Here is a 25,578-nt window from a genome sequence, read left to right on the forward strand (position 1 = left end):
GACCACCAAAAAAATTAATATAAACAGATGAAACAACACCAATTCAACAGTATATATAACGGAAAAGAATTTTTTTTAACGGACCATAAAGTGCTCGGAACAAAAGTGCTTCCTGGGGTTACTTACCTTGAGATGGCCCGTGCGGCAGGAGAATATGTTGCAGGAAAAACCATTACTCAACTCAGAGAAATCAACTGGTTACAGCCTGTCACAATCAGTGACGCACCCGTTCAGCTTCATATGAATGTTACAGAAACGGAAGAGGGATTCGCCTATGAAATTTTTACCAGCGAGGCAGATATACAGCTACAATTGCATGCCGAAGGAATTTTGGACACATCTGAGCAGCAAATTCCTGGAATAAAAAATATCGACAGTCTTATTGATCTTTTTAAAGATTCAGGAGACTATAAAAAAGGATCAGATTATTACCAGATCATGAATTCCATAGGACTTGAATATGGGAAAACCTTTCAGGGAATTCAGGAAATTTATTATGATGGAAAAGCAGCTTTATCAAGAATTGCTTTTCCAGTTGCAGAAGGCTTTGTATGGTCTCCCGGGACGATGGATAGCGCGTTACAGACATGCTTAGGAATCAGTCTCGCAGATCAGAATCAACAGCTTATGCTTCCTTTCAGTGTCAGAGAAATGAATATTTACCAAGCCCTTCCGGAAGAGATTTGGTGCTATGTTACGAAAAATAGATCAGGTAAGCTGGCGAATAGCTATGATATCGAATTATTGAACAATATTGGTGAAACGATCATCCGATTTACTGAATTTGTTGTCGTTCCTTTAGAAAAGGATACCACCCATGATTCAGACAAAAATTACTCAAACGGAACTCCTCAACTCCATCTGTACCATTACCACTGGAAACCTGAGATTTTAACTGGCACAGAGTTCTCAAAAAATGAAACAGGAGTTGCTCCATTGGTTTTATTGGCTGGAGGATCTGCTGTACTGGCTGAGAAATTAAGCGAAAGATTAGAATGTGAAGTAAAAACAATTGCCGAAGGAACCCCGGAAGCTGTGTTTACTCAGGTTTTAGAAGAAATACAAAATAAGAAAACAGCTCAGCTGAAAATTCACTTTGTTTATCCTGTGGCAGATGAGCCTGAATATGGCTTCATTTCAGCGATGTTAAAAACTGCTGTACAGGAAAATCAACTTTCACAGGGAAAAACAATCGGAGTAGAAAGCTTTTCGATCAATGAATTAGACACACTATCAGAAATTTTAGTTGAAGAGCAAAAAGGTAAGGAACCGGAAGTACGTTATCAATCCGGACAAAGAGAAGTTCGAAGTTTAACAGGAATTTCTGATGAAAATCCGGGATTAAAAACAGAGATTAAAGAAAATGGAGTGTATCTGATCACAGGTGGAGCTGGCGGACTTGGATTGATCTTCGCAGATTACTTGAATAGTATACCGGGAACACAATTAATCCTGACAGGCAGAAGCGAATTAAACCCGACACAACAGGAAAAAATTAAAGGATTTAGAAATGCACGATATGAGCGTTGTGATGTTACGGATTTAAAGTCTGTGACAGATTTAATTCAAAAAATAAAAAACAACTATGGCCAGCTGAATGGCGTCATTCATAGTGCGGGAATCACACGTGACAGTTTAATAATCAATAAAACAACAGGAGAGATTCATGAGGTTTTCTCTGCTAAAATTACAGGGGCTCAGAACATAGATCTGGTTACAAAAGATGAAGCGCTTGATTTTATGATGTTTTGTTCATCAGTAGCGGGAGTATTTGGAAATACGGGTCAGGCAGATTATGCAGCAGCTAACGCATGGTTGGATCACTTTGCAGAATACCGTGAGAAAGAGCGAAAGGAGGGAAAAAGAACCGGAAAAACGTTGAGCATCAACTGGCCTTTATGGAAAGATGGTGGAATGCAGATCGATGATGAACAGGAGAAATACATGGCCAACCATTTTGGATTATGGTCTATGCCTACTGATGACGGGATTTCCGCGTTTGAGATGCTGTTAAACAATACTGCATCACAAGGTGTAGTGGTATATGGTGAAGAAGATAAATTAAACACTTGGATGAATGGATCTTCGTCTCCTAAAACCAGCCAAAGGAAAACGGTTGCGAATGATAAGGCGTTGTATGCAGCGTCTATGATTTATTTGGGAGATGTAATGACAAAAGAACTCAAAATGAAGAATCATAAACTGGATCCCGATACTCCTTTTGAACAGTACGGAATTGATTCTATCATGATCACGAAACTCACCAATCGCCTGGAAAGTATTTTCAATAACATACCCCGAACTTTATTTTTTGAATGTCAGACATTGGCGGAAGTAACCGCATTTTTCGTCGATGCTTACTCTGAAAAATTAATCGGGCTTACTGGTGTAAAAACAGCATTGACAGAAGAGCCGGCTGTTATTTCTAAACCTGTTGGTGAAAGCTTTAAAAATGCTCTGAAGACTGTTCCTCAACCAATAGAAAAACCCATGATAAGAAAAAGTTCAGACGCTAACGAGCCTATCGCTATTATCGGACTTTCAGGGAAATATCCTCAGGCTAAAACCCTTTCAGAATTTTGGGAAAATCTAAAATCCGGAAAAGACAGCATTACAGAAATTCCGGCAGATCGTTGGGATCTTACCGATTTTTACGATGAAGAAAAAGGAAAAGCAGGAAAAAGCTACAGCAAATGGGGCGGATTTATGGATGAAATAGATCATTTTGACCCATTGTTTTTTAACATTTCTGTTCGTGAGGCAGAATTAATGGATCCACAGGCTCGTCTTTTTCTTCAAACTGCCTGGGAAACATTCGAAGATGCAGGATACACCAGAAAGAAACTGGAAGGCGGAAGAGATAAGAACGAAATCCAGCCACAGATAGGTGTTTATGTAGGAGTGATGTACGAAGAATATCCTTTGTTTGGAGCTGAAGAAAATGCAAAAGGTAATTTCGTAAATCCTGGCGGAAGCATCAGCAGTATTGCCAACCGGGTATCTTACTTTTTCAACCTGAACGGACCTAGCATGGCCGTAGATACCATGTGTTCATCCTCTCTCACAGCAATACATCTTGCCTGTGAAAGTATTCAGAATGGAAGCTGTACAATGGCGCTGGCCGGAGGGGTAAATGTAAGTGTACATCCAAATAAATACCTGATGCTGAGCCAGGGAATGTTCGTTTCCAGTAAAGGAAGATGCGAAAGTTTTGGAGAAGGAGGAGAAGGCTATGTTCCTGGAGAAGGAGTAGGTGCTGTATTGTTGAAATCTTACAGTCAGGCATTAGCAGATGGAGACCGTATCTATGGTTTAATTAAAGGGACTGCTCTTAATCACGGAGGTAAAACAAACGGATATACCGTACCGAATCCAAAAGCACAGGCTTCCGTCATCAAAGCTGCCATGAAAAAAGCAGGAGTAAAGGCTGAAGATTTTAGTTACATCGAAGCTCACGGTACCGGAACAAGTCTTGGAGACCCTATTGAAATAGCAGGTTTAAATAAAGCTTTCGAGTCTAAAAATAAACAATACTGCAGCATTGGCTCCGTAAAATCCAATATAGGACATTGCGAATCGGCAGCAGGAATATCGGGATTAACAAAGGTTCTGTTACAAATGCAGCACCGTCAGTTAGTACCATCTTTGCATTCTGTGATACTGAATCCTAACATAAAATTTGAAAATACACCATTTAAAGTTCAGCAAGAACTTGAAGAATGGCTGGTTGTAAATAATAAACCAAGGCTTGCCGGAATCAGTGGATTTGGTGCAGGAGGAAGCAACGCACACCTGATCATAGAGGAATATGTAGGTGAAAATGTTTCTTACAGACAGCAAATGCCATTGTTGATTGTATTATCAGCCAAAGACGAAGAGAGATTAAAGGTTATTGTTAAGAACCTCAAAAAGCATATTGAAAACCATTCCGAAATCAATCTTGATAATCTTGCTTACACCCTTCAAACGGGAAGAGAAGCAATGGAAGAAAGGCTGGCTTTTATAGCAGAAGATGGAGAAGATTTACTTTCACAATTGTCTTCTTATCTGGAAAAGAATACACAGAATTTATATATTGGGAATATTCACAATGACCAACTGGGTATCTCTCTGGAAGGGAAGTCTGGGATGGCTTATCTGGAAAGCATCATCAGAGAAAAGGAGAGTCATTCTTTAGCACAGCTATGGGTAAAAGGGGTAAATATCGACTGGAATCTGATCTATAATGACGAAAAACCCTCTCTGATTAGTCTGCCATCTTATCCTTTCGCGAATGAACGTTACTGGTTTCCAAAGGCAGAAGGAGAATTATCATTAAAAACCAGATCAAAACTTCACCCTTTACTGCATAGCAATACTTCCAGCCTTAAAGAACAGCAGTTCACAAGTATTTTCACAGGTAAAGAATCTTTTTTAACCGATCATCAAGTACATCATGTGAAAACATTGCCAGGAGTCGCTTATCTTGAATTGGCAAGAGAAGCAGGAGAACAATCTGTACAGGAAAAAATCACGAAATTAAAAGAAATTAGTTGGCTCAATCCCATCCAGATAAAAGATAAAGAACAAACTGTTTTTACCAGTTTATTTACTACAGAAGAAGCCATAGAATTTGAAATTTATACCCATGAAAATGAAGAGCAAATCCATTGCAAAGGTATTGTATCAGTTGAAGAACTCATTGCTCCAGAACAGAAAGATATCAAAACGATCAAAGCAAGACTGGCTCATACAATAAGTGGAGAAAACTGTTATACGCTATTCAGTGAAGCAGGATTGGAGTATGGTAAAAGTTTCCGTGGCATCTTCGAAATGTATTACAGTGAAAATGAAGTTTTATCAAGGATATCTTTACCTTCAGATCATACCTTTGTTTTAACGCCAGGCGTTCTGGACAGTGCATTACAAACCTGCATGGGAGTACAGCTGGGAAAAAGCAATAAAGAAACCCTGTTGCCATTCAGCGTAACTGAAATAGAACTGTATCAGGATTTACCTACTGAATTATGGTGCCATGTGAAGAAAAATAATTCAGGAAAAAGAATAAGCAGCTATGATATCGATCTTTTAAATGCTGAAGGACAAGTTGTTCTTCGTTTCAGAGAGTTGGTATTACTGCCTGTGAACGGCTTTACAGCCACCGATACTGTTACAGCTAATAATCATGAAATAGCTCCAAAAGGTCTTAGTCTGCTGGCTGATCATTGGAAATCGGAACCGGAATCTGTACAGTCTCTTACAGAAGCAACTCCTGTTATCATATTGGCAGGTGGCTCCGGGACCATGGCGGATGATCTTTACAATCATTTTTCATTAACGACGACCGCTATTAATACCGCTAAAGAAGAAGATTTCTTTATGGAAATACTTTCGCTGGCAAAAACGGTAATGCCTCATAAAAAAGCAACCCATATTGTAGTGGCCTGCAGCAGAGATCAGTATTATCAGTATGGATTTATCACAGGATTACTGAAAACATTATCTCAGGAAAATCCAAAGATTACCGGAAAACTGATCAGTATAGAAGACGAAGCATTTCAGGATCTTGAAGAACTGGGCACTATTCTGATGAACGAACAGCATAATGCAGACCATGAAGTACGGTATTCAGCAGGAAAACGTGAGGTAAGAACAATGGAAAGCCTTGTAGTGGATGCTTACTCAACTCCTGTACAGATCAAATCAGATGGAGTTTATCTTATTACTGGCGGTGCCGGCGGATTAGGATTAATTTTTGCAAAATATCTTAACCGGAAAGCCGGAGCTACTATCATTCTTACGGGCAGAAGTTCTCAGTTGAATTCTTCTCAACAAAGTGCTGTAGATCAATTAAATGATGTTTCGTACTATCCTTGTGATATCAGTGATGAATCAGCAGTTAATGATCTTATTCAACATATTATTGAAAAACATACAAAACTTGATGGTATCATTCACAGTGCAGGAGTGATCCGTGACAGTATAATCCTTCAAAAGACAAAAAAAGAAGTAAAAGAAGTCTTTGCTGCCAAAATAAAAGGAACCAGAAATCTGGATATCGCAACGAAAGATCTTCCTTTAGAGTTCATGGTCACTTGCTCTTCAGTAGCTGGAGTTCACGGAAATGCAGGGCAGTCTGATTATGCTTCAGCCAATGCCTGGATGGATAATTATATGCAGTACAGAGAAAGCGAACGCATAAATGGCAGACGTCAGGGAAAAACGGTAAGCATCAACTGGCCACTTTGGAAAGACGGAGGAATGCACATTAGTACTGAAGCTGAAATCTTTATGAAGCAGCATTTTGGCTGGGCTCCGATGCCAACGGATGCAGGAATTGAAGCATTTGAAAACTTAATGAACAGTGGAATTACTCAGGGAATGGTATTGTTTGGAGTTACTAAGGAAGAGAGAGCCGTATCACAGCAATCAGAAGAAGTGTATACTATGTCATCAGTAGAAACTTATGCTAGCAAAGAAACTCTGTATGACGCATCTATGATCTATCTGCGTAACCTTCTCGCAAAAGAACTGAGAATGCCGGAAGAAAAATTGAAGGCTGAGGTTCCTTTTGAACAGTACGGAATTGATTCTGTATTGGTCATCAGACTTTCTAACTGTCTGCAGGATGTGTTTGGTAAATTACCCCGTACATTATTCTTCGAATACCTGACCTTACAAGAACTTTGCGGATACTTTATGGAAAGCCATCGCTCATTACTGCTAGAATTGACAGGATTAGCGGCGGTTAAAACTTCAAATCCTGTAGAAAAGGAAATTATACAGACTGAAAGACCAGCAGCTGATCTTCAAAACAGACGTCAGCGTTTTTCAATGGTTCAGCATCAACCGAACCATCAAAATACCAACGAGGATATTGCGATTATCGGGGTCAGCGGACGCTATCCGAATGCTGATAATCTCGAAGAATTCTGGGAGAATCTTAAAACAGGAAAAGACTGCATTACACAGGTGCCGACAGACCGTTGGAACGCTGAAGAAATGTATCATGAAGAAAAAGGACATCCGGGAAAAAGCTATAGTAAATGGGGAGGATTTATGAATGATATAGATAAGTTTGACCCTTTATTCTTCAGCATCTCACCAAGAGAAGCAGAACTGATGGATCCTCAGGAACGTCTTTTTCTGCAAACCGTTTGGGAAACCATAGAAGATGCAGGATATACCCGTGAAAGCATCCGTTCAGAAGATGCTGAAACAGGAACGGCCAGAAAAATAGGCGTATACGCAGGAGTAATGTATGAAGAATATCAATTATTCGGGGCTGAAGAAAGAATGAAAGGGAATTTTGTGACACCGGCTGGTATTGCCAGCAGTATTGCCAACAGGATTTCTTACTTCTTTAACTTCAATGGCCCAAGTATGGCTGTTGACACCATGTGTTCTTCTTCATTAACAGCTATTCACTTAGCATGCAATGACCTGATTGTAGGAAACACCGATATGGCTATTGCCGGAGGAGTTAATATCAGCGTTCATCCTAACAAATATCTGATGCTGAGTCAGGGACGTTTCGTTTCCGGAGCAGGCCGTTGTGAGAGTTTTGGCCAGGGAGGTGATGGATATGTACCTGGAGAAGGTGTGGGAGCCGTATTACTGAAACGTGTAAGTGAAGCCATCAAAGATGGTGATCATATTTATGGGCTGATCAAAGGAACCGCGTTGAATCACGGAGGTAAAACCAATGGATATACAGTTCCAAATCCGAAAGCTCAGGCAGCAGTCATTAAAAATGCCATCGAAAAAAGTGGAGTTAAGGCAACCGATATAAGCTACGTAGAAGCCCACGGAACAGGAACCAGTCTTGGAGATCCGATAGAGATAGCAGGTTTGAACAGAGCGTTTGAAACCACCGATAAACAATTTTGCAGCATCGGATCTGTCAAGTCAAATATTGGCCATTGTGAATCAGCAGCAGGAATTTCAGGATTAACGAAAGTGATTTTGCAGCTTAAGCATCAGCAGTTGGTTCCTTCTTTACACTCAGCAGTTTTAAATCCGGATATTGATTTCGAAAACAGCCCTTTCAAAGTACAGCAGCAGCTTGAAATATGGCCAACCTTGGAAGGAAAACCTCGTATCGCAGGAATCAGTGGATTTGGTGCCGGAGGAAGTAACGCTCACATCATCATTGAGGAATATCTGGCTCAGCCATCCCGAAAATTAGGGTATCAAATGCCGGTAATCATTGCATTATCAGCAAAGAACACCAGTAGGATCGCCATCCAGGTAGAGAATCTTAAAAAGTTCTTAGAAAAAAATAACCAGGCTGATCTGTATGACCTTGCCTATACTTTGCAGACTGGTAGAGAAGAAATGGAGGAAAGACTGGCATTCATAGCTGCGGATAAGGAAGATTTAATGATTCAGTTGAACGATTATCTGGAACATAAAATCATAAATCCAATCAGAGGAAATATCCGCAAGAAGGATGAAAATTATATTCAGCATAAAAATGACCTGCTTTCTATAGCAATGGCTTGGGTAAATGGAGTGGAAACAAACTGGGAATCTCTTTATCCAAACGGATTACCTTCAAGAATCAGTTTGCCGTCCTATCCATTTATGAAAGACCGCTACTGGATCCCGATAAAAGACAGTGAGATCATCCAAAATGGACAGAGCAATCTTCATCCACTATTGCACAGCAACGATTCTGACCTGAATGAGCAGAAATTTATCAGTACCTACACGGGGAAAGAGGATTTCTTAACGAAATGTGAGATCACCAATTATAAAGAATTACCTGCGTCTGCTTTACTGGAGCTTGCAAGAGAAGCCGGAGAAAGAAGCTTACGCCAACGCATTACACAACTGAAAAATGTATCATGGGTGGATCCGATCAGAGTAAACGGAGTTCCTGCGAACGTTCAGATCAGTCTTTTTAATGCAGGAAATGAAATCGCTTATGAGATTTACACAAAACATAAAGAAAATAAACCACAGCTAAACGGTCAGGGAGTACTGAATACAGAATTTCAGCCACCTCATGATCAGAAAAATATTGAAAATCTGATTCAGCAATATCAGTATTCTCTTGAAAAAGAAACACTTTACAGTCTGTTTGCTAAAGCAGGTAAATATTATGAAATTGATTTTCAGGGAGTAGAACAACTGTACTTTGATAAAAACGGAGCACTGGCTAGAATTGTACTTCCGGTTACTGAGGAGTTTATCCTTTCCCCGGGCGTATTGGATAATATTGTACAGACCGGTACAGGCTGGCTGCTGACCCAAGGAGAAAAATCTCTTTATCAGCCTTCAGATGCTGCGGAAATAACAATTTTTGGAACATTACCTTCCATGATCTGGTGTCGGGCAACGTTTGATAAAAAACAAAACGGAACTTTCTGCTGCCAGATGGATATTATGGATGATGAAGGAATTGTTTTACTGCATTTCAGAGATTTGGTTTTGTCTCCTCAGGTGACACCTCAAAATACTTCAGGTAACACTTCATCCATTGCTCATAAACCAATGTGGGAGAGAGTTATTACTCAATCGGAAACCTCAGCCGAAATTCAGGGAAAACACATCCTGGTTACTGGAGATTCAGACCTTTTATTCAGTGAAGAACTTGGAAAGTGGCTAAAGAGCTGCGGAGCAGAAGTAGACATCACAAAAACTTTAGATATCATTCCAGACGGTACGGAAGCTGTTTATCTGCTGCAGGGGTTAGCTAAAGAAGATGATAATCCATTAAAAGATGATCACTCTGCAAGAGAATTGGCCGTATTTGCAAGCATAAAACAATTATTAGAAACCGAAGCCCAGGGCCTGAAACTGACGGTCTTCACTTCCAATACGCAAAAGGTTTTACCCAATCATAAAGTAACCTCAGCAGGAAGCGGCATTATAGGCATGACAGGAGCGTTGGTGAAAGAACAGCCTCAATGGTCGGTTAACAGAATTGATCTGGATCTTTCTGCTGTAGAAAATCCTGCAGGAATCAATTGGAAAGAGCTGTTCGCAGTAAGTCTCGATAATAAAGAAAATGCAGTTACGGCTTTGAGAAATGGCCATTACTACAGACAATATTTATACCCTGTTGCATTACCTGAAGTAAATGCTTCAACATTTAGAAACGGAGGTACTTACATTTTGTTAGGTGGTGCGGGCGGACTAGGAAAAGCAACAACAGAATACCTGGTGAAAAAATATCAGGCGAAGATCATCTGGTTGGGAAGAAGAGTCGCTGATGAAGCTATTATGATGGCTCAGGAAGAAATTGCCAAACTGGGACAAAAACCTGAATATTACTCATGTGATGCTACAAATACTGAACAGGTTGAGAAAATCTACAGAATAATTAAAGAAAATCACAGCGAGATCAATGGTATTTTCCATTCCGCAATTGTACTGCATGATATGTTGCTTAAAAACATGACCGAGGATGATTTTAAAAAAGCATTCATGCCTAAGTCTCTGTCTAGTCAGAATTTGGTACAGACGTTCAGAAATGAGCCTCTGGATTTTATCTGCTTCTATTCTTCAGCACAATCGTTGGTTCATGCTCCGGGGCAGGCTAACTATGCGGCAGGATGTTCTTTCAAAGACAGTTATGCCCTTAGTGTAAACCATTTGTTGAATATCCCTGTTAAAATTATCAATTGGGGATATTGGGGAGAGATCGGTATTGTGTCAGCTGATGGTTATAAAGAAAAAATGAAGCAGGCAGGTATTGAAAGCATTGAGACTGAAGAAGGAGTGCTCCTGCTGGAAACCGTATTAAACAGTAATGAACAACAGATTGTTGCGCTTAAGCTCTCTGTAGCAACTGCCGTTGCTATGCCTACTATGCGCCACAACAAGGAGAGTTCACAAGTTGAATTCAGCTCAATATTACAATGGGAAAGCGCAGATTCCCTTATATATCCTAATGCAGACGAAGAAGAGCAGCTATTTGAAATGCTTTGCTGTAAAGGGATATTAAAAGTATTACTTCAACTGGGGCTGGAAGACAAGCAGACTACTGGACAAACAATCAGAAACTTAAGATCTCAGCTTTCCATTAGCGATAAGTACGAACAGCTATTTTTTGTTCTGATTGATTTATTAGCATCAAAAGGATATATCAACATAAAAGACGCTCAGATTCTGGTATCAACAGACATGAAAGAAGAACTTTCTAAGTTTGATTTTGAACAGCAAATGAGTGAACTGGTGATCCAGCAGCAGGAATACCGCCCTCATGGAACACTGCTTCAGATTTGTCTGGAATCTTTTATAGAAATCATTACAGGAAAACTGCAGGCCACCTCAGTAATGTTTCCGGGAGGAAGCATGGATTATGTAAGCGGAATTTATAAAGGAAATGCCCAATCGGATTACTTCAACGATCTGTTGACGGGAATTATCAAAAATAGCGTCATAGCAAGTATTCCTTACCTTAAACCGGGTGAAAAGATCAGAATATTGGAAGTAGGTGCAGGAACAGGAGGAACCAGCCAGTTTGTATTTAAAGCACTCGAGCCTTATAAAGAACATCTTTACTATCTGTACACAGATCTGTCACACAGCTTTCTTCATTATGCTGAGCAACAGTATAAAACAATGGCACCGTATCTGGAAACTGCTATTTTGAATATAGAAACAGATCCTTCCGGTCAACAGATAGAAATAGGAACTTATGATATTGTGATTGGAGCGAATGTAGTGCATGCCACTAAAAACATGGCGGTAACCCTGAATAATATCAAAGCTTTATTAAAACAGGACGGTTTGCTGATCATGAATGAAATAGCGCGCACAGAAATATTTACCACATTAACCTTCGGATTATTAGACGGATGGTGGTTGTACGAAGACGGCGGAATCCGATTAAAAGGAAGTCCGGGACTATCATCAGAAAGCTGGCAGCATGTTCTGAAAGAAACAGGATATCGGAACCCTGTAAGCTATCCTGAAGGAGAATATTTATCGCAGCAGATTATATGCGCTACAAGCGATGGAAAAATCATTTCCGGATTAAAACAATCAGAAAACCACCCTGAAATTAAGACCATTTCACCAGTTACCCAACAAAATACAACGGCACCCAAACAGAAAATGCCAGTTATGAAAAAAACGATAGATAATAATAGCCTGATCAGTCAGCTTACCAAAATAGCTGCGGATTTAATTAAACTTCCACCAGGCGACTTCGATATAGAATGCCAGTTTATGGATTATGGTTTTGATTCCATCCTCAGTATGGAGCTCATCAAAAACATCAACGCAAAACTGAACGTAGATTTGAAATCCACAGATATTTTCAGCTACGGAACCGTTCAGCAGCTTGCAGAACATTTGATGCAGAATTACAGCGAAGCATTACAGGTTGAAGTCCCTTCAGAAACGCTTGTATTTGATGGTATTTCTGAAACGGCAGCGCCTGTGAAAACAAGATTTACTTCTACAGTTAAAGCTTCAGAGCCGGAATACCGTTATGAAAATGATATTGCCATCATTGGAATGAGTGGCCAGTTTGGAGCAGCCAACGATCTGGATGCATTCTGGGAAGTGCTGAAAAACGGGAAAAGTCTGATCGGGAATGTGCCGGCAGGTAGATGGAAGGGATACACCAACAATGATAACGCAAAATGGACGGGCAGTTTCTTGCTGGATATCGATAAATTTGATCCCGTATTCTTTAAAATATCAGGGAACGAGGCCGAAATGATGGATCCACAACAGCGTCTATTCCTTGAGCACTGTTGGAAAGCTATTGAAGATGCAGCCATCAATCCGAAAAATTTAAAAGGAAGCAAATGTGGCGTTTATGCCGGAGTGGCTCCAAGTGACTATAACATCAGAGAATGTGAAGAAGCTTCAGTAATGTGGGGAAATTCCAGTGCAATATTAGCCGCAAGAATTTCTTACTTCTTAGATCTTAAAGGACCTGCCGTTTCTGTAGATACAGCATGCTCAAGTTCTCTTCTGGCAATGGATATGGGATGCAGCAGCTTACAAAAAGGAGAAACTGACCTTATTATTGCAGGAGGAATCAATATCATGACCACACCTGGCTTTTATTCTTTGGCCAACAGAGCAGGGATGATGTCTTCCACCGGACAATGCCATACTTTTGATAAAAAAGCAGACGGATTCGTGCCGGGTGAAGGAGTAGGAGTCGTGATCATGAAACGTCTTGCCGATGCAGAACGCGACGGAGACCAGATTTATGGAGTGATTAAAGGCAGCTTAACCAATCAGGATGGGGCATCCAACGGGATTACCGCACCAAGCGTCCTTGCTCAGCAGGAACTTGAAAAAGAAGTCTACAAAAAATTCAACATCAACCCTGAAACAATCAGCTACGTAGAAGCACACGGTACAGCAACAAGCTTAGGAGATCCTATTGAAATGGATGCCCTTACCAATGCATTCAGAAAATATACAGAGAAAACACAGTATTGCAGAATTGGGAGCGTTAAAACCAATATCGGACATACACTGGTAGCCGCAGGAATAGCAGGAGTTTTGAAGATTATGCTTTCTTTAAAACATAAACAATTGGTCCCTACCCTGAATTTTGAGGAATGCAACCCTTTAATTGATCTAGCCAACAGTCCTTTCCATGTAGGAAGTGATTTAAGTGATTGGAATACTGAAAATAATGCACCGAGAAGAGCTGCTATCAGCAGTTTCGGCTTTAGTGGAACAAATGTGCATATGGTGATTGAAGAATACTCGGAAAACAATGTGAAAACAGCCTCTACAGAACCTGTACTGATCGTTATTTCTGCAAAAAATACCGAGAGACTAAAAAGTCAGGTAGGTAATCTGGTATCATGGTTAGAAAGAAATCCGGGAGCCAATATGCGTGATGTTGCTTACACATTACAAATCGGAAGAGAACCGATGGAAGAACGTCTTGCCGTACTTGCTGCAGATCAGGCTGATCTAATGCTTCAGCTGAATGACTTCCTGAAAGGGAATACAGAACTCCTGATGACCGGAAATATTAAAAAGAATAAAGCCGACTTTTTATTGGAAGGAGGAGCCGGAAAGGCATACATCGATTATGCCATTACCCACGGTGAAATAAAATCTTTAGCCATGTTATGGACCAAAGGAGTAGCCATCAGCTGGGATTTGTTATATCCAAAACAGCGTCCGAACAAAATAAGCCTTCCTTCTTACGCTTTTGCCCGTCAGAGTTATTGGATTCCGGAGGTGAAAACGGTTGCTGTCCGTCAACAAACGAGCTTTTTACACCCGCTGATCCATCGTAATACCTCAACGGTTAAATCGTTCCAGTTCTCCAGTACTTTTACCGGAAATGAAGAATTTTTAAAAGATCATACAATACAAAACCAGGTTATATTACCAGGAGTCGCTTATCTTGAAATGGCTAGAATTGCAGGGGAAGAACTTCTGTCTGAGGAGGTAACCACAATTAAGAATATGGCTTGGATGAGTCCGGTACGGATCAATGGTAAATCTGAAGAAGTACATATCCGTTTAAAAAGTATTCATGATGATTTGAGCTATGAGATTTATTCAGTAAATGGACAAGAGCAGCTTCACAGCCAGGGACGTATTTCAACACAATCGTTACCGGTGAAGAATTCATTCGATCTGAAAATGATTCAAAACAAACTATCAGAAAATGTGGATCGAATGACCTGTTATGATATTTTCAGACAGATAGGACTGGACTATGGAGACAGTTTCATGGGGATTGAACAAATGTATTACTCATCTTCAGAAGCATTATCGAAGATCACATTGCCAGAGCTGGAAGGGTTCGGCGTTTCTCCGGGACTTTTAGACAGTGCATTACAAACATGTATGGGAATGGGCTTTATCGATAAAAAACCGGTTACTCAGCTTCCTTTCAGCGTCAAAGAAGTCGTATTCTATGAAGAATTACCTTTGAGCATCTGGAGCTATGCCCGAAAAAGTAAGACCAATCAGGGAAATGGAGCTGTGATTACCTATGATGTTGATATTCTGAATGATCAGGGGAAAGTATTGATGAGTTTCCATGACTTTGTGACCCTTCCAATAGATGGAACTGAAAAAACAGAATCATCAGATACTGCAACTGATGCCTGCATATTTACCACAAACTGGGAAGAATGTGACGCAGAAAACCTTGCAGGACAGGAAAATGAAGCGATTCCAATGGTCTTATTGGTAGACAGCCCGGCACAATTAGCGGAAAATCTTAAAACCGAGTTGGGAATTGAAACTACAACGATTGACGGACAGATTGCCGAAGATTATTTGATTGATGTAATGTCGGTGATTAAAAAAAGAATGGCAGAAAAGAATGCCTCTCATATACTGATCGTTTGCTGTATCGCAGATTATCTTGATTATGGTCTTATCTCAGGACTGCTGAAAACAGCCAGTCTTGAAAATCAGGGAATCACAGGGAAGATCATTAGCGTAGATCGACTTTCTGTAAAAGATGCGCCGGAACTTACTTCGATCCTACAAAGAGAACTTTCCACCGTAGATACAGAGGTTCGTTATGAATCCGGACTTAGAAAAGTGAAAAAACTGAACGAGATCACTATTTCAGATAATGACGGATTAAAAATTAAAGAAGGCGGAGTATATCTGATCATAGGCGGAGCTGGAGGAATAGGAAGATTATTCGCTACCCACATCAACAAAGTACCACAAACGAAGGTGATTTTAACAGGTCGTGGAGAATTGGATCAGGAAAAAGAAACTTTCATTAAAAGCCTTACGCATGGAGCATATTTCAGCTGTGATGTAAACAGCAAAGAAGAAGTGGTTCATTTGGTGAATCAGATCAAGGAAAAATACCATAGAATAGATGGAATTATCCATAGCGCAGGAGTTACTCAGGATAGTTTGATCATCAATAAAATTCCTGAAGAAGTGCAGACTGTTTTGGCATCTAAAGTAAATGGCGTTAAGAATATTGATGAAGCTTCCAAAGATGAAGCCCTTGATTTCATGGTACTGTTTTCAGGATTGGCGGCAATCACAGGTAATGCGGGACAGGCAGACTATTCATCAGCAAACGCGTATTTAGATAATTATGCGGTTTATAGAGAAACTGAACGCAATAAAGGAAAACGACAGGGAAAAACCATCAGCATCAATTGGCCGTTCTGGAAAGAAGGCGGAATGGTAATGGATCAGACAAGCCAGGAATATTTAGACAAACAATACGGATTGTCTCCTTTACCAAATGCCGTTGGAATCAATATTTTTGATCAGTTATTGGGAAGCAGCTATACACAGGGAATTGTAACCTACGGAAAGGTAGATAAAATACGATCTCAATTCCTGAACAAATTGGTGCTGAAACAGAAGCCTATACAGGAGCTTTCTATACCTGAAAATGCTGAATTGCAGGATAAAGTGGCTTCAAAATTATTGGAAATCACGGCGCAACTGTTGAAATTATCAGAAAATGACATCGAAAGAGACGAAAAACTAAGTGATTATGGTTTTGACTCTATTTTACTGATCAAGTACTCCAACGAACTGAATGATTTCTACGATACAGATCTTACACCGGCCGTTTTCTATAATTATCCAACGATCAATGACCTGGCGGATTTCCTTCTTGTAGAATATCATGAGAAAATAACAGCCGTTCATCTGCCTGAATCGTTATCGGATAGTACCATCACTGAAACAGAAGTAGTTCAGGAGGAAGAATCTCCAAGATATCCGCTTTCAGAAGGTCAGAAAGGACTTTGGTTTATACAGCAGCTGGAACCTGAAAATGCAAATTATAATGTTCCTGTATCGTTTATCATTCCGGGAACGATTGAGCATGAATTAGTAAAGAAAGCATTCCAGTTGACACTTGATGAATATCCGGTTCTTAAATCCCGTTTTCTTACCGATGAAACCGGAGAGATTTATAATCAAATTCAAAATGTATCAGAAGTTAAAGTGGATGATCAAGAGCTTGCTGAAGGTCAGAACATCAATGAAGTTTCATGGAGTCTGGTAAGAAAACCATTCAATCTGGAAACAGAATTGCCTGTGAGACTATACATAAGAAGAGACCTGACTGCTGGTAAAAATTATATTCTGCTGGTATTTCATCATATTATTTTCGATGGAATGTCGAGCTCTGTGTTTATAGCTTCTCTTTTTGAAAAATGCCAGAAGCTTTTAAACGGAGAAAAAATAGTGGCCAAAGAACCTGATTTAGCCTATTTCAGTTACGTAGACTGGGAAAAGAATTTCATTCTAAGTAAGAAAGGAGAGAAAAGTCTGGCGTATTGGAAAAAGAACCTATCAGGAACATTACCCATACTCAATTTGCCTTATGATCTGTACAAGCAGAACAGTACCAAAACAACTACGATTGGCATTGAAAGAATAAAGCTTGGTCAGGAGAAAGTAGATCAGCTCAAAGAATTAGGCAAAAAGCTGAAAGTCAATCTTTCTGCTTTATTCTCAGGGATCTATGCAATGTTGCTTCATAAGTTGACCACAGAAGAAGACCTGTTGATCCTTATGCCGACTGCAGGACGCCCTAAAAAGGAGTATGAAAACAGTATTGGCTATTATGTCAATATGATGATATTGAGAAACAGAGTGTCTGGAAACCATACTTTTGCAGAGTTGGTGAAAAATATTCAGAAAGGAATGATCAATGGAATGTCTCATGCAGCGTATCCTTTGCCTAAATTATTATCAGATCTGAATTTAGACCGCTCCGGTAATAGAGAAACGCCATTCAAAGTATCATTCATTTATCAGAACATCTTTGATGAAATATTAACCGGTGGTGGTTCCGGTATTGAAATTTATGATGAAGTATATCAGGAAACGGCTCACGTGTATTCTTTGGAAATACAGGATCTCAGAAAAGAAATTATTGTAAGCTTAAAATATGATCAGGATGTATTCAGTCCGGGTATCATTCGCCAACATATGGGATATTTCATGGAATTAATGAATGGCGTTCTGGAAGATACAGCAAAGCAGATAAAAGCCTATGAAGTCTTATCTAAAGAAGAAATCAACTACTTCCTACATGAAAGAAATGATACGGCCGTTGAATATCCGCAACATAAAACATTAGCGGACCTTTTCGAAGAACAGGTTCTTAAAACTCCGGATCATATTGCAGTAGTACACGATGGAAGACGAATTACCTATGCAGAACTGAATGAAATGGCCAATCGTCTGGCGGGAGCCCTTGTAGAATCCGGCCTTCCTGCAAATGTTCCTGTAGCAATGGTTTCCCACAAAAGTCTGGAGCAGGTTTGGGGAGTTCTTGGGATTCTGAAAGCAGGAGGACATTATATTCCTGTGAAAGGCAGCCTTCCTGAAAATCGAATGAATGAACTGATCCAACAAACTGAATCTACTATTGTTCTGGTACAGCCGGATTATAGGGAAAAAGTAAATTGCTCGGAAGAAGTTAAAATAATCCTTTTGGAAGAAAGTACTTTTGCAGACGAATCAACGGAATTCGAAACCGTAAAAGTTCCGGATACAGAATTGGCGTATATTATTTTTACTTCAGGATCTACCGGAAAACCGAAAGGAGTAATGATTGACCACCGTGGAGCTGTTAACACCCTGTATGATATGAATGCGAGATTCGGCATCACCTCGGACGATAAAGTATTTGGAATATCAGATCTCAATTTCGATCTTTCCGTTTATGATATTTTTGGAACATTCGCCTGTGGAGCAACACTTGTTTTACCTCTTGAAACAGAAGGACTGAACCCGGATATCTGGCTTCGTTATGTCAAAGAAGAACAAGTGACCGTTTGGAATTCAGTACCTCAGATCGTGAATCTGTTGATAGAAAGACAGGAGGATACCGCTGAAATGCACCTTGCCAGCTTAAGAATGTACTGGATGAGCGGAGATTGGATTCCTTTGGATGTACCGGAAAGAATTAAAAAGATAAATCCTGACAGCAGCGTAATCAGTCTTGGAGGGGCAACAGAAGGATCTATATGGTCTATTCATTATCCAATCGGTGAAATAGATCCGTCATGGAAGAGTATTCCTTACGGATATCCTTTAGGTAATCAGGAAATGTATGTATTAGACGCTAATCTTTCTCCTTGCCCTGTAAACGTTCCTGGAGACATCTATATTGGAGGAATTGGGGTGGCCAAAGGATACCATCAGGATCCTGAAAAAACCGCTGCCAGCTTCATGATGCATCCCGGAATGCAAAAACAATTATATCGTACCGGAGACATTGGCTGCCAGCATCCTGACGGATTTATTGTATTCCTTGGAAGACAGGACGGACAGGTGAAGATTAATGGTTTCAGGGTAGAATTGGGAGAAGTAGAAACTATTTTGCAGTTATCTCCACTCGTAAAACAGGGACTTGTACTGACTGTGGAAGATGATAACCGAAACAAGAGGCTGGTTGCCTACGTGGTAGCTAACGATGTTTTTGATAAAGAAGAACTTCAGAAACACCTCAGAGTACATTTACCAGAATATATGGTCCCTTCCATATTTATTGAAATTGATAAAATTCCATTGTCTTCTAATGGTAAGGTTGATCGAAAAGCACTGCCAAGTGTAGATCCCAATGATATGATTGAAAGAGAATTTACAGCACCATCCGATGAAACAGAACACACTCTTGCTGAAATATGGATTCAACTGTTAAAACTGAATAGAGTAGGCATTCATGATGATTTCTTTGAAGTTGGCGGAAACTCTCTGACGATGATTCAGCTTGCTCATAAGATCAATACGACATTTGATAAAGATATTCAGCTGATTCACATCATGAAGAATCCAACGATCGCAGGAATTAAAATACTGATCAATGGTAATGAAGAGTCCGGTGAAGAATCTGTTTTAACCTTGAGAGAAGGCAGTTTGGAAGACGTTACTTTTATCATTCCTGGAGCATTGGGATCTACAGAAGGCTACTTTACCCTTGCTGGTAACGTGCCGGGAGAAGGAGCTGTATACGGATTGCAGATGAAAGGAATTGCTGCAGACGAAGCTCCGAATAGCAGTATCAAAGATATGGCAGCCTATAACCTGAAACAGATCAAAGAAACAGGAGTGATAGGGGGAATCACCTTACTGGCACACAGTTATGGAGGAATCGTAATCTATGAAATGATAAAACAGGCAAAAGAATCCACTGTGGAGATCGAAAAAATTATTTTTCTGGATTGCTTCACAGATCCGCTTTCGTCTTTCAATTCTTTAGGAGAAACTGAAAAACTACGCACCTATTTCAGATCACTGATCCAATTCAGCCAGCCATGGCTGAATGACGAAGCCGTAGAAGAACTTGTTCAGCAACTTCCGGAAGAACATTATATGCAGTTTATCTGCGATACCGTTAATACACTTCCTGCTAAAACCGTTGCCAGAATGTGGGAAGTATTCCGTGCTTCAGTTTCAGCAGAATACCGTCTGGAAGAAAAGCTGGATCAGACCCTGATTTTTGTAGAAGCAGACAATACACAGCTTTCAGGAGAAAACTGGGGCGATGCCGGGGCAGCAGCAGGTTGGGACCATTACTTCAGCGACGTGCAGATCATCCCTACAGAGGCCAATCACTTTACCATCGTCAATACACCGTATTGCACAGAATGGTTAACCCAAATGAATACAGAGGAAAATATAAAACAAACCCTTTAATACAAACTAAACACACTATAAACAATATGAAACACCCATGTCAAAAATTATTTTAACACACAAGAAAATGATTATGGGTGTTCCATATGATCATAAAAACAATAAATATTAGCATATGAAAGCAGTAATGTTTCCAGGTCAGGGATCCCAATACAAAGGAATGGGAAAAGGACTTTTCGATCAGTTCAGAAAAGAAACAATCTTAGCATCAGAAATTTTAGGCTACGACCTTGAAGAATTATGCATCAAAGATCCGGAACGCCAGTTAGGCAAAACACAATTCACACAGCCTGCGCTATATACGGTAAATGCATTTACCCATTATGCAAACCAATCAGGAAGCAAACCGGATTTCTTCATTGGGCACAGTTTGGGTGAATATAATGCCCTGTTAGCGGCAGAAGCATTCAGTTTTGAAACAGGATTAAGACTGGTTCAGAAGAGAGGTGCATTAATGGCGGCAGCATCCGGAGGCGGAATGGCAGCGGTATTGGGGCTTAAAGTGGATGCCGTACAAAAATTGCTGTCAGAAGGAGGATACGGAGATATAGATATTGCCAATATCAATACGCCAACGCAGATTGTCATTGCCGGCCCTCAGCATTCGATTGATAAGATCGTGCAGGAATTTGAAGAACGTAAAATTAAAATATTTCCGCTTTTTGTAAGTGCTCCATTCCATTCAAGATATATGAAACCTGCAGCTACAGAATTTAAAGATTTTCTTCGAAACTTTAGCTTCTCAGCTTTACAGACTCCCGTAATTGCGAATGTGACTGCAAAGCCTTATCCTGAAGGACAGATCATCGATCTTCTGGCTCAACAGATTGAAAGCTCTGTACAATGGACAGATACCATCAGAACTCTTATGGGGAAAGGCGTTACCGAATATGAAGAAACAGGAAGCGTTATTTTGACTAAAATGGTGAATGAAATTAAAGATACCTGCACTCCGCTGATCCACGAAGAACAGATAATAACCGAAACCGTAAAACCTCATATTAACGGTTCTGTGAATGGTAAAGTAAATGGAGAAACATCCAAAAAAGAATGCCTTTCTACCAAACTCGGAAGCCACGAATTCCGCAAAGATTATGGGCTTAAATATGCTTATGCAGCAGGATCTATGTACAGAGGAATTGCTTCTCCGCAGTTGGTAATCCGTTTGGCAAAAGCCGGGTTCATGGGATTTTTGGGAACCGGAGGAATGCCTTTGGCAGAAATAGAAAAGAATATCATTAAAATCCAGGAAGAACTGACCAATGGAGAACCTTACGGAGTCAATTTCCTGCATAATTTAAATGATACGGCTTCGGAAATGAAGGCTGTTGAACTTTTACTTCTTTACGGAGTAACCAATATTGAAGCTTCGGCCTATATGCAGATGATGCCCGCTTTGGTATATTACAGATTAAAAGGTTTACAGAAAGGCCCCAACGGTGAAGTAATATGCAAGCATAATATTATTGCTAAAGTTTCCAGACCGGAAGTGGCGGAAGTCTTTATGCGTCCTGCTCCCGATAAAATCGTAAGAAATTTATTGGAAGAAGACCTTATCACTGCAGAACAGGCAGCCCTTTCCAAAAAAGTCCCTATGAGCTACGATATCTGTGTGGAAGCAGATTCAGGCGGACATACCGATCGTGGTATTGCCATGGTTTTACTACCATCTATTCAGCGTTTAAGAGCCGATATTATGGCGGAATATGCTTATGAGAAAGAAATCCGTGTTGGATTGGCAGGCGGAATTGGAACTCCTCAGGCGGCAACATGCGCCTACATTATGGGTGCTGACTTTATCGTAACGGGATCGGTTAATCAGTGTACCGTAGAGGCAGGAACCAGTGATGCCGTAAAAGATCTTTTACAGGACATCAATGTTCAGGACACGGATTATGCGCCGGCAGGAGATATGTTTGAAATAGGAGCAAAAGTGCAGGTGCTGAGAAGAGGAGTTTTGTTTGCTGCAAGAGCCAATAAACTGTACGCTTTATACAATCAATACAACAGCTTAGAAGAAATTCCTGAAAAAGTAATAACGCAACTGGAGAAAACCTATTTTGAAAAAAGTATTGCCGAAATTTGGAATGAAGTGCGTGAATATTGCCGAAATACAGGAGCAGAAGCTGAGATTACCAAAGCAGAGCAGAATCCCAAAACTAAAATGGCATTGGTCTTCCGTTGGTATTTTGGTTATACCAATAAGCTTGCTTTTGAAGGAAATATCGAAAACAAAGCTAATTTCCAGATCCATACAGGTTCCGCATTGGGAGCATTCAACCAGTGGGTAAAAGGAACCCCGATGGAAAGCTGGAAAAATCGCCATGTGGATGAAATTGGACTCAATATCATGGTAGGGGCAGCTAAATTATTAGAGAACACTGCATTAATGATAAATAATTAAATGACAGAAAACGAATCAAAAAATATTGTATTCTTATTTTCAGGGCAGGGAAGTCACTATCGTGGAATGGGACGGGATTTGTATGAGCAGCATCCAACATTTAAAAGCTGCCTCGAAACGCTGTCTCAAATGATAAAAAAGCAACTGAACTATTCTTTGATCGATGAGTTGTATACCAGCGAAGAAGAATCTTTCGAAGAATTACTCGTCACCCATCCTGCGATTGTTGCCGTTGAGATCGCCCTCTATGAAACAGTTTTGGAGATGGGAATTCAGCCACACTTTATATCGGGGAACAGCCTGGGAGAATTTGCTGCCGGTGTGGCGGGGGGAGTATGGGATGCTGCTACTGCGGTGGAAGCGGCCGTAGAACAGGCTAAATCGATCTGCCGTGCTGATATTGAAGGAGGAATGCTGGTGGTATTTGCCGAAGAACAAAAACTGAAAAGTCTTTATGGGAAACATCAGTTATTTCTCGCGTCAGATAATTTTAGCGGACATTTTACTTTGTCAGGAGCTACTTCTCATTTAGAAGTATTTGAAAATGAACTGGCTGAGCAGGGAATTAACTTCTTTCGCTTACCCGTCAATGTTCCTTTTCATTCTCCCTTAATGAAGGCTGCAAAAGCGGATTTTGATCAGTACATCAGTTCCTCAATCGCTTTGAACGCTCCTGCTGAGGGATTGATATCAGGTTTTGAAGCAAAAGAACTCAATGCGCTTGCCGATGATTATTTCTGGCAGGCCGTAAGCCGATATACTAATTTTACGAAAATAATTGATCTTCTGGAAGCCAAAGGTCCCTGTCTTTATATAGATATGGGACCTTCGGGAACCAGTGCTGCATTTGTTAAATATAATCTGAAGCCTGATAGCCATTCTGAAACTTTTACGATTATGAGCCCTTACAGAAGAGAGATGAGCCAATTAGATAAATTACAGAACAGAATAAAGAACACAGTAGTATGAAACACCCATGTCGAAAATTTTTTGGCACACAAGGAAGTGATTATGGGTGTTCCATCTGGCTGTTGAAAAAAATAAATATAAACAGATGAAAGTAGAAGTTTTCCGTGTTTCAGGGCAGGGTATTAAAAACCAATGTTACCTGATTCATAATGACCATTCCGGAATATTGATTGATCCGGCCTGGGATTATGAGCTCATCAGCCACTTTTTGACAAATAATCATATCGCATTAACAGGGGTTTTATTGACGCATTCCCACCACGATCATACAGACCTTGCCGAAACTTTTGCAGAATATTACGGAGTTCCAGTGTATATGTCAGCCATCGAGATCCGTCAATATGATTTTAAATGTCCAAACCTTATTGCAATTCAACATCTGCAGGAGGTCATGGTAGGAAATTTTAGCGTAACAGCTTTACTGACTCCCGGACATACGAAAGGAAGCGTCTGTTATCTGATTGATGGAAATTGCTTTACCGGAGATACTATTTTTATCGAAGGAGTAGGAATCTGCGATCAAAATGGAATAAACGCTCTTTATGACTCTGTACAGTTTATCAAGCAGTATCTCCCTCAACAGACTTTAATTTGGCCGGGCCACTCTTTTGGAGAAATCCCAGGGCAGGAATTAGGCTTTTTACTGCATAACAACATCTATTTTCTGTTGAACAGAAGAGATGCTTTTACCGATTTCAGAATGCGGAAGAATAAGCCAGACCCATTTTCTTTCAAATAATATCGTTACTTTTATATCTTCATTGATGATGACCTTAGTGCTATGAAACTATTCTTACAAAATACAATTGTGGTTGAAAAATTATTCTTACAGAGAGCTGATGGTTTACACCCTGCCGCTATTGCAGCAGTACGAAATTCTCTGGATCAATTAAGAGAAATAAGACAGTCATTTCTTCACGAAAAAGAACTGGAATTTTTTGATACATTGAAATTTCCAAAAGTACAGCACAGCTATTTGTTGGGTAGATATGCCGCTAAAATGGCATTAAAAACATTTATGAATGATATCGTGGTAACAGAAGCAAGAGTAGGCGCTGGAGTATTTCAGCAGCCTGTTCTTTATTTGGCCGGAACCGGGAATATACAATTGAGCATTTCCCATACCACAGAAATGGCCATTGCGGTTATATTTCAGGAAGGACATCCGATGGGAGTAGACGTTGAAGCTGTGAATACTGAACAGGCAGAAACCATCAAAGGAATTATTACAGATGGTGAAAAAAATAAACTTTCTAAGATTCATTCCGATGAGCATACAAGCCTTACCATTTTATGGACTATTAAAGAAGCTTTATCAAAAGTCCTCAAAACAGGTCTTATGACACCTTTTCACCTCTATGAAATTGAAGATATAGAGCATCGTGAAGACGCTATTATTTGCCGTTTTATCAATTTTCCTCAGTATCAATCCATATCCTGGATCTCGAACGGACATGCATGGTCTTTGGTTCTTCCTAAGAAAAGTATCTTAGATCTTACCATACTCAAATCGTTATATTTATAAAAGTTATTATCTTTTTAAATTCCTTTCTAAATTCTCTTTTTGATCATTTTATGATTTAATATATTCAAGAATTGTTACTTGTTTTTAATTCTCTTTCTTG

General features: G+C 40.0%; 5 protein-coding genes. All 5 read left to right on the forward strand.

The features are described 5' to 3' along the window. Positions 1 to 27 precede the first annotated feature (27 nt). The 5 genes from ACQ76T_RS03070 to ACQ76T_RS03090 all read left to right on the forward strand — a co-directional run bounded on the left by ACQ76T_RS03070 (position 28) and on the right by ACQ76T_RS03090 (position 25,478). Entirely contained in the window at positions 28 to 20,580 is a 20,553-nt protein-coding gene (locus tag ACQ76T_RS03070; protein ID WP_431341877.1) for an amino acid adenylation domain-containing protein, read from the forward strand. Positions 20,581 to 20,695: 115 nt separating this feature from the next. Then, positions 20,696 to 22,984, forward strand: coding sequence for an ACP S-malonyltransferase (gene fabD, locus ACQ76T_RS03075; RefSeq protein ID WP_431341878.1), 2,289 nt, complete (start codon positions 20,696 to 20,698; stop codon positions 22,982 to 22,984). Beyond that, positions 22,985 to 23,953, forward strand: coding sequence for an acyltransferase domain-containing protein (locus tag ACQ76T_RS03080; protein WP_431341879.1), 969 nt, complete (start codon positions 22,985 to 22,987; stop codon positions 23,951 to 23,953). It begins immediately after the preceding gene. An 85-nt stretch (positions 23,954 to 24,038) separates the two neighbouring features. Further along, on the forward strand, positions 24,039 to 24,692 hold the full coding sequence (locus ACQ76T_RS03085) for an MBL fold metallo-hydrolase (RefSeq protein ID WP_431341880.1): 654 nt from the start codon (positions 24,039 to 24,041) through the stop codon (positions 24,690 to 24,692). Positions 24,693 to 24,734: 42 nt separating this feature from the next. Next, complete coding sequence (locus ACQ76T_RS03090) at positions 24,735 to 25,478, forward strand: 4'-phosphopantetheinyl transferase family protein (RefSeq protein WP_431341881.1); 744 nt, start codon at positions 24,735 to 24,737, stop codon at positions 25,476 to 25,478. Positions 25,479 to 25,578: the final 100 nt, after the last annotated feature.

The sequence above is a fragment of the Chryseobacterium sp. JK1 genome, from assembly GCF_050632815.1.
In the GTDB taxonomy this organism is placed as follows: Bacteria; Bacteroidota; Bacteroidia; order Flavobacteriales; family Weeksellaceae; genus Chryseobacterium.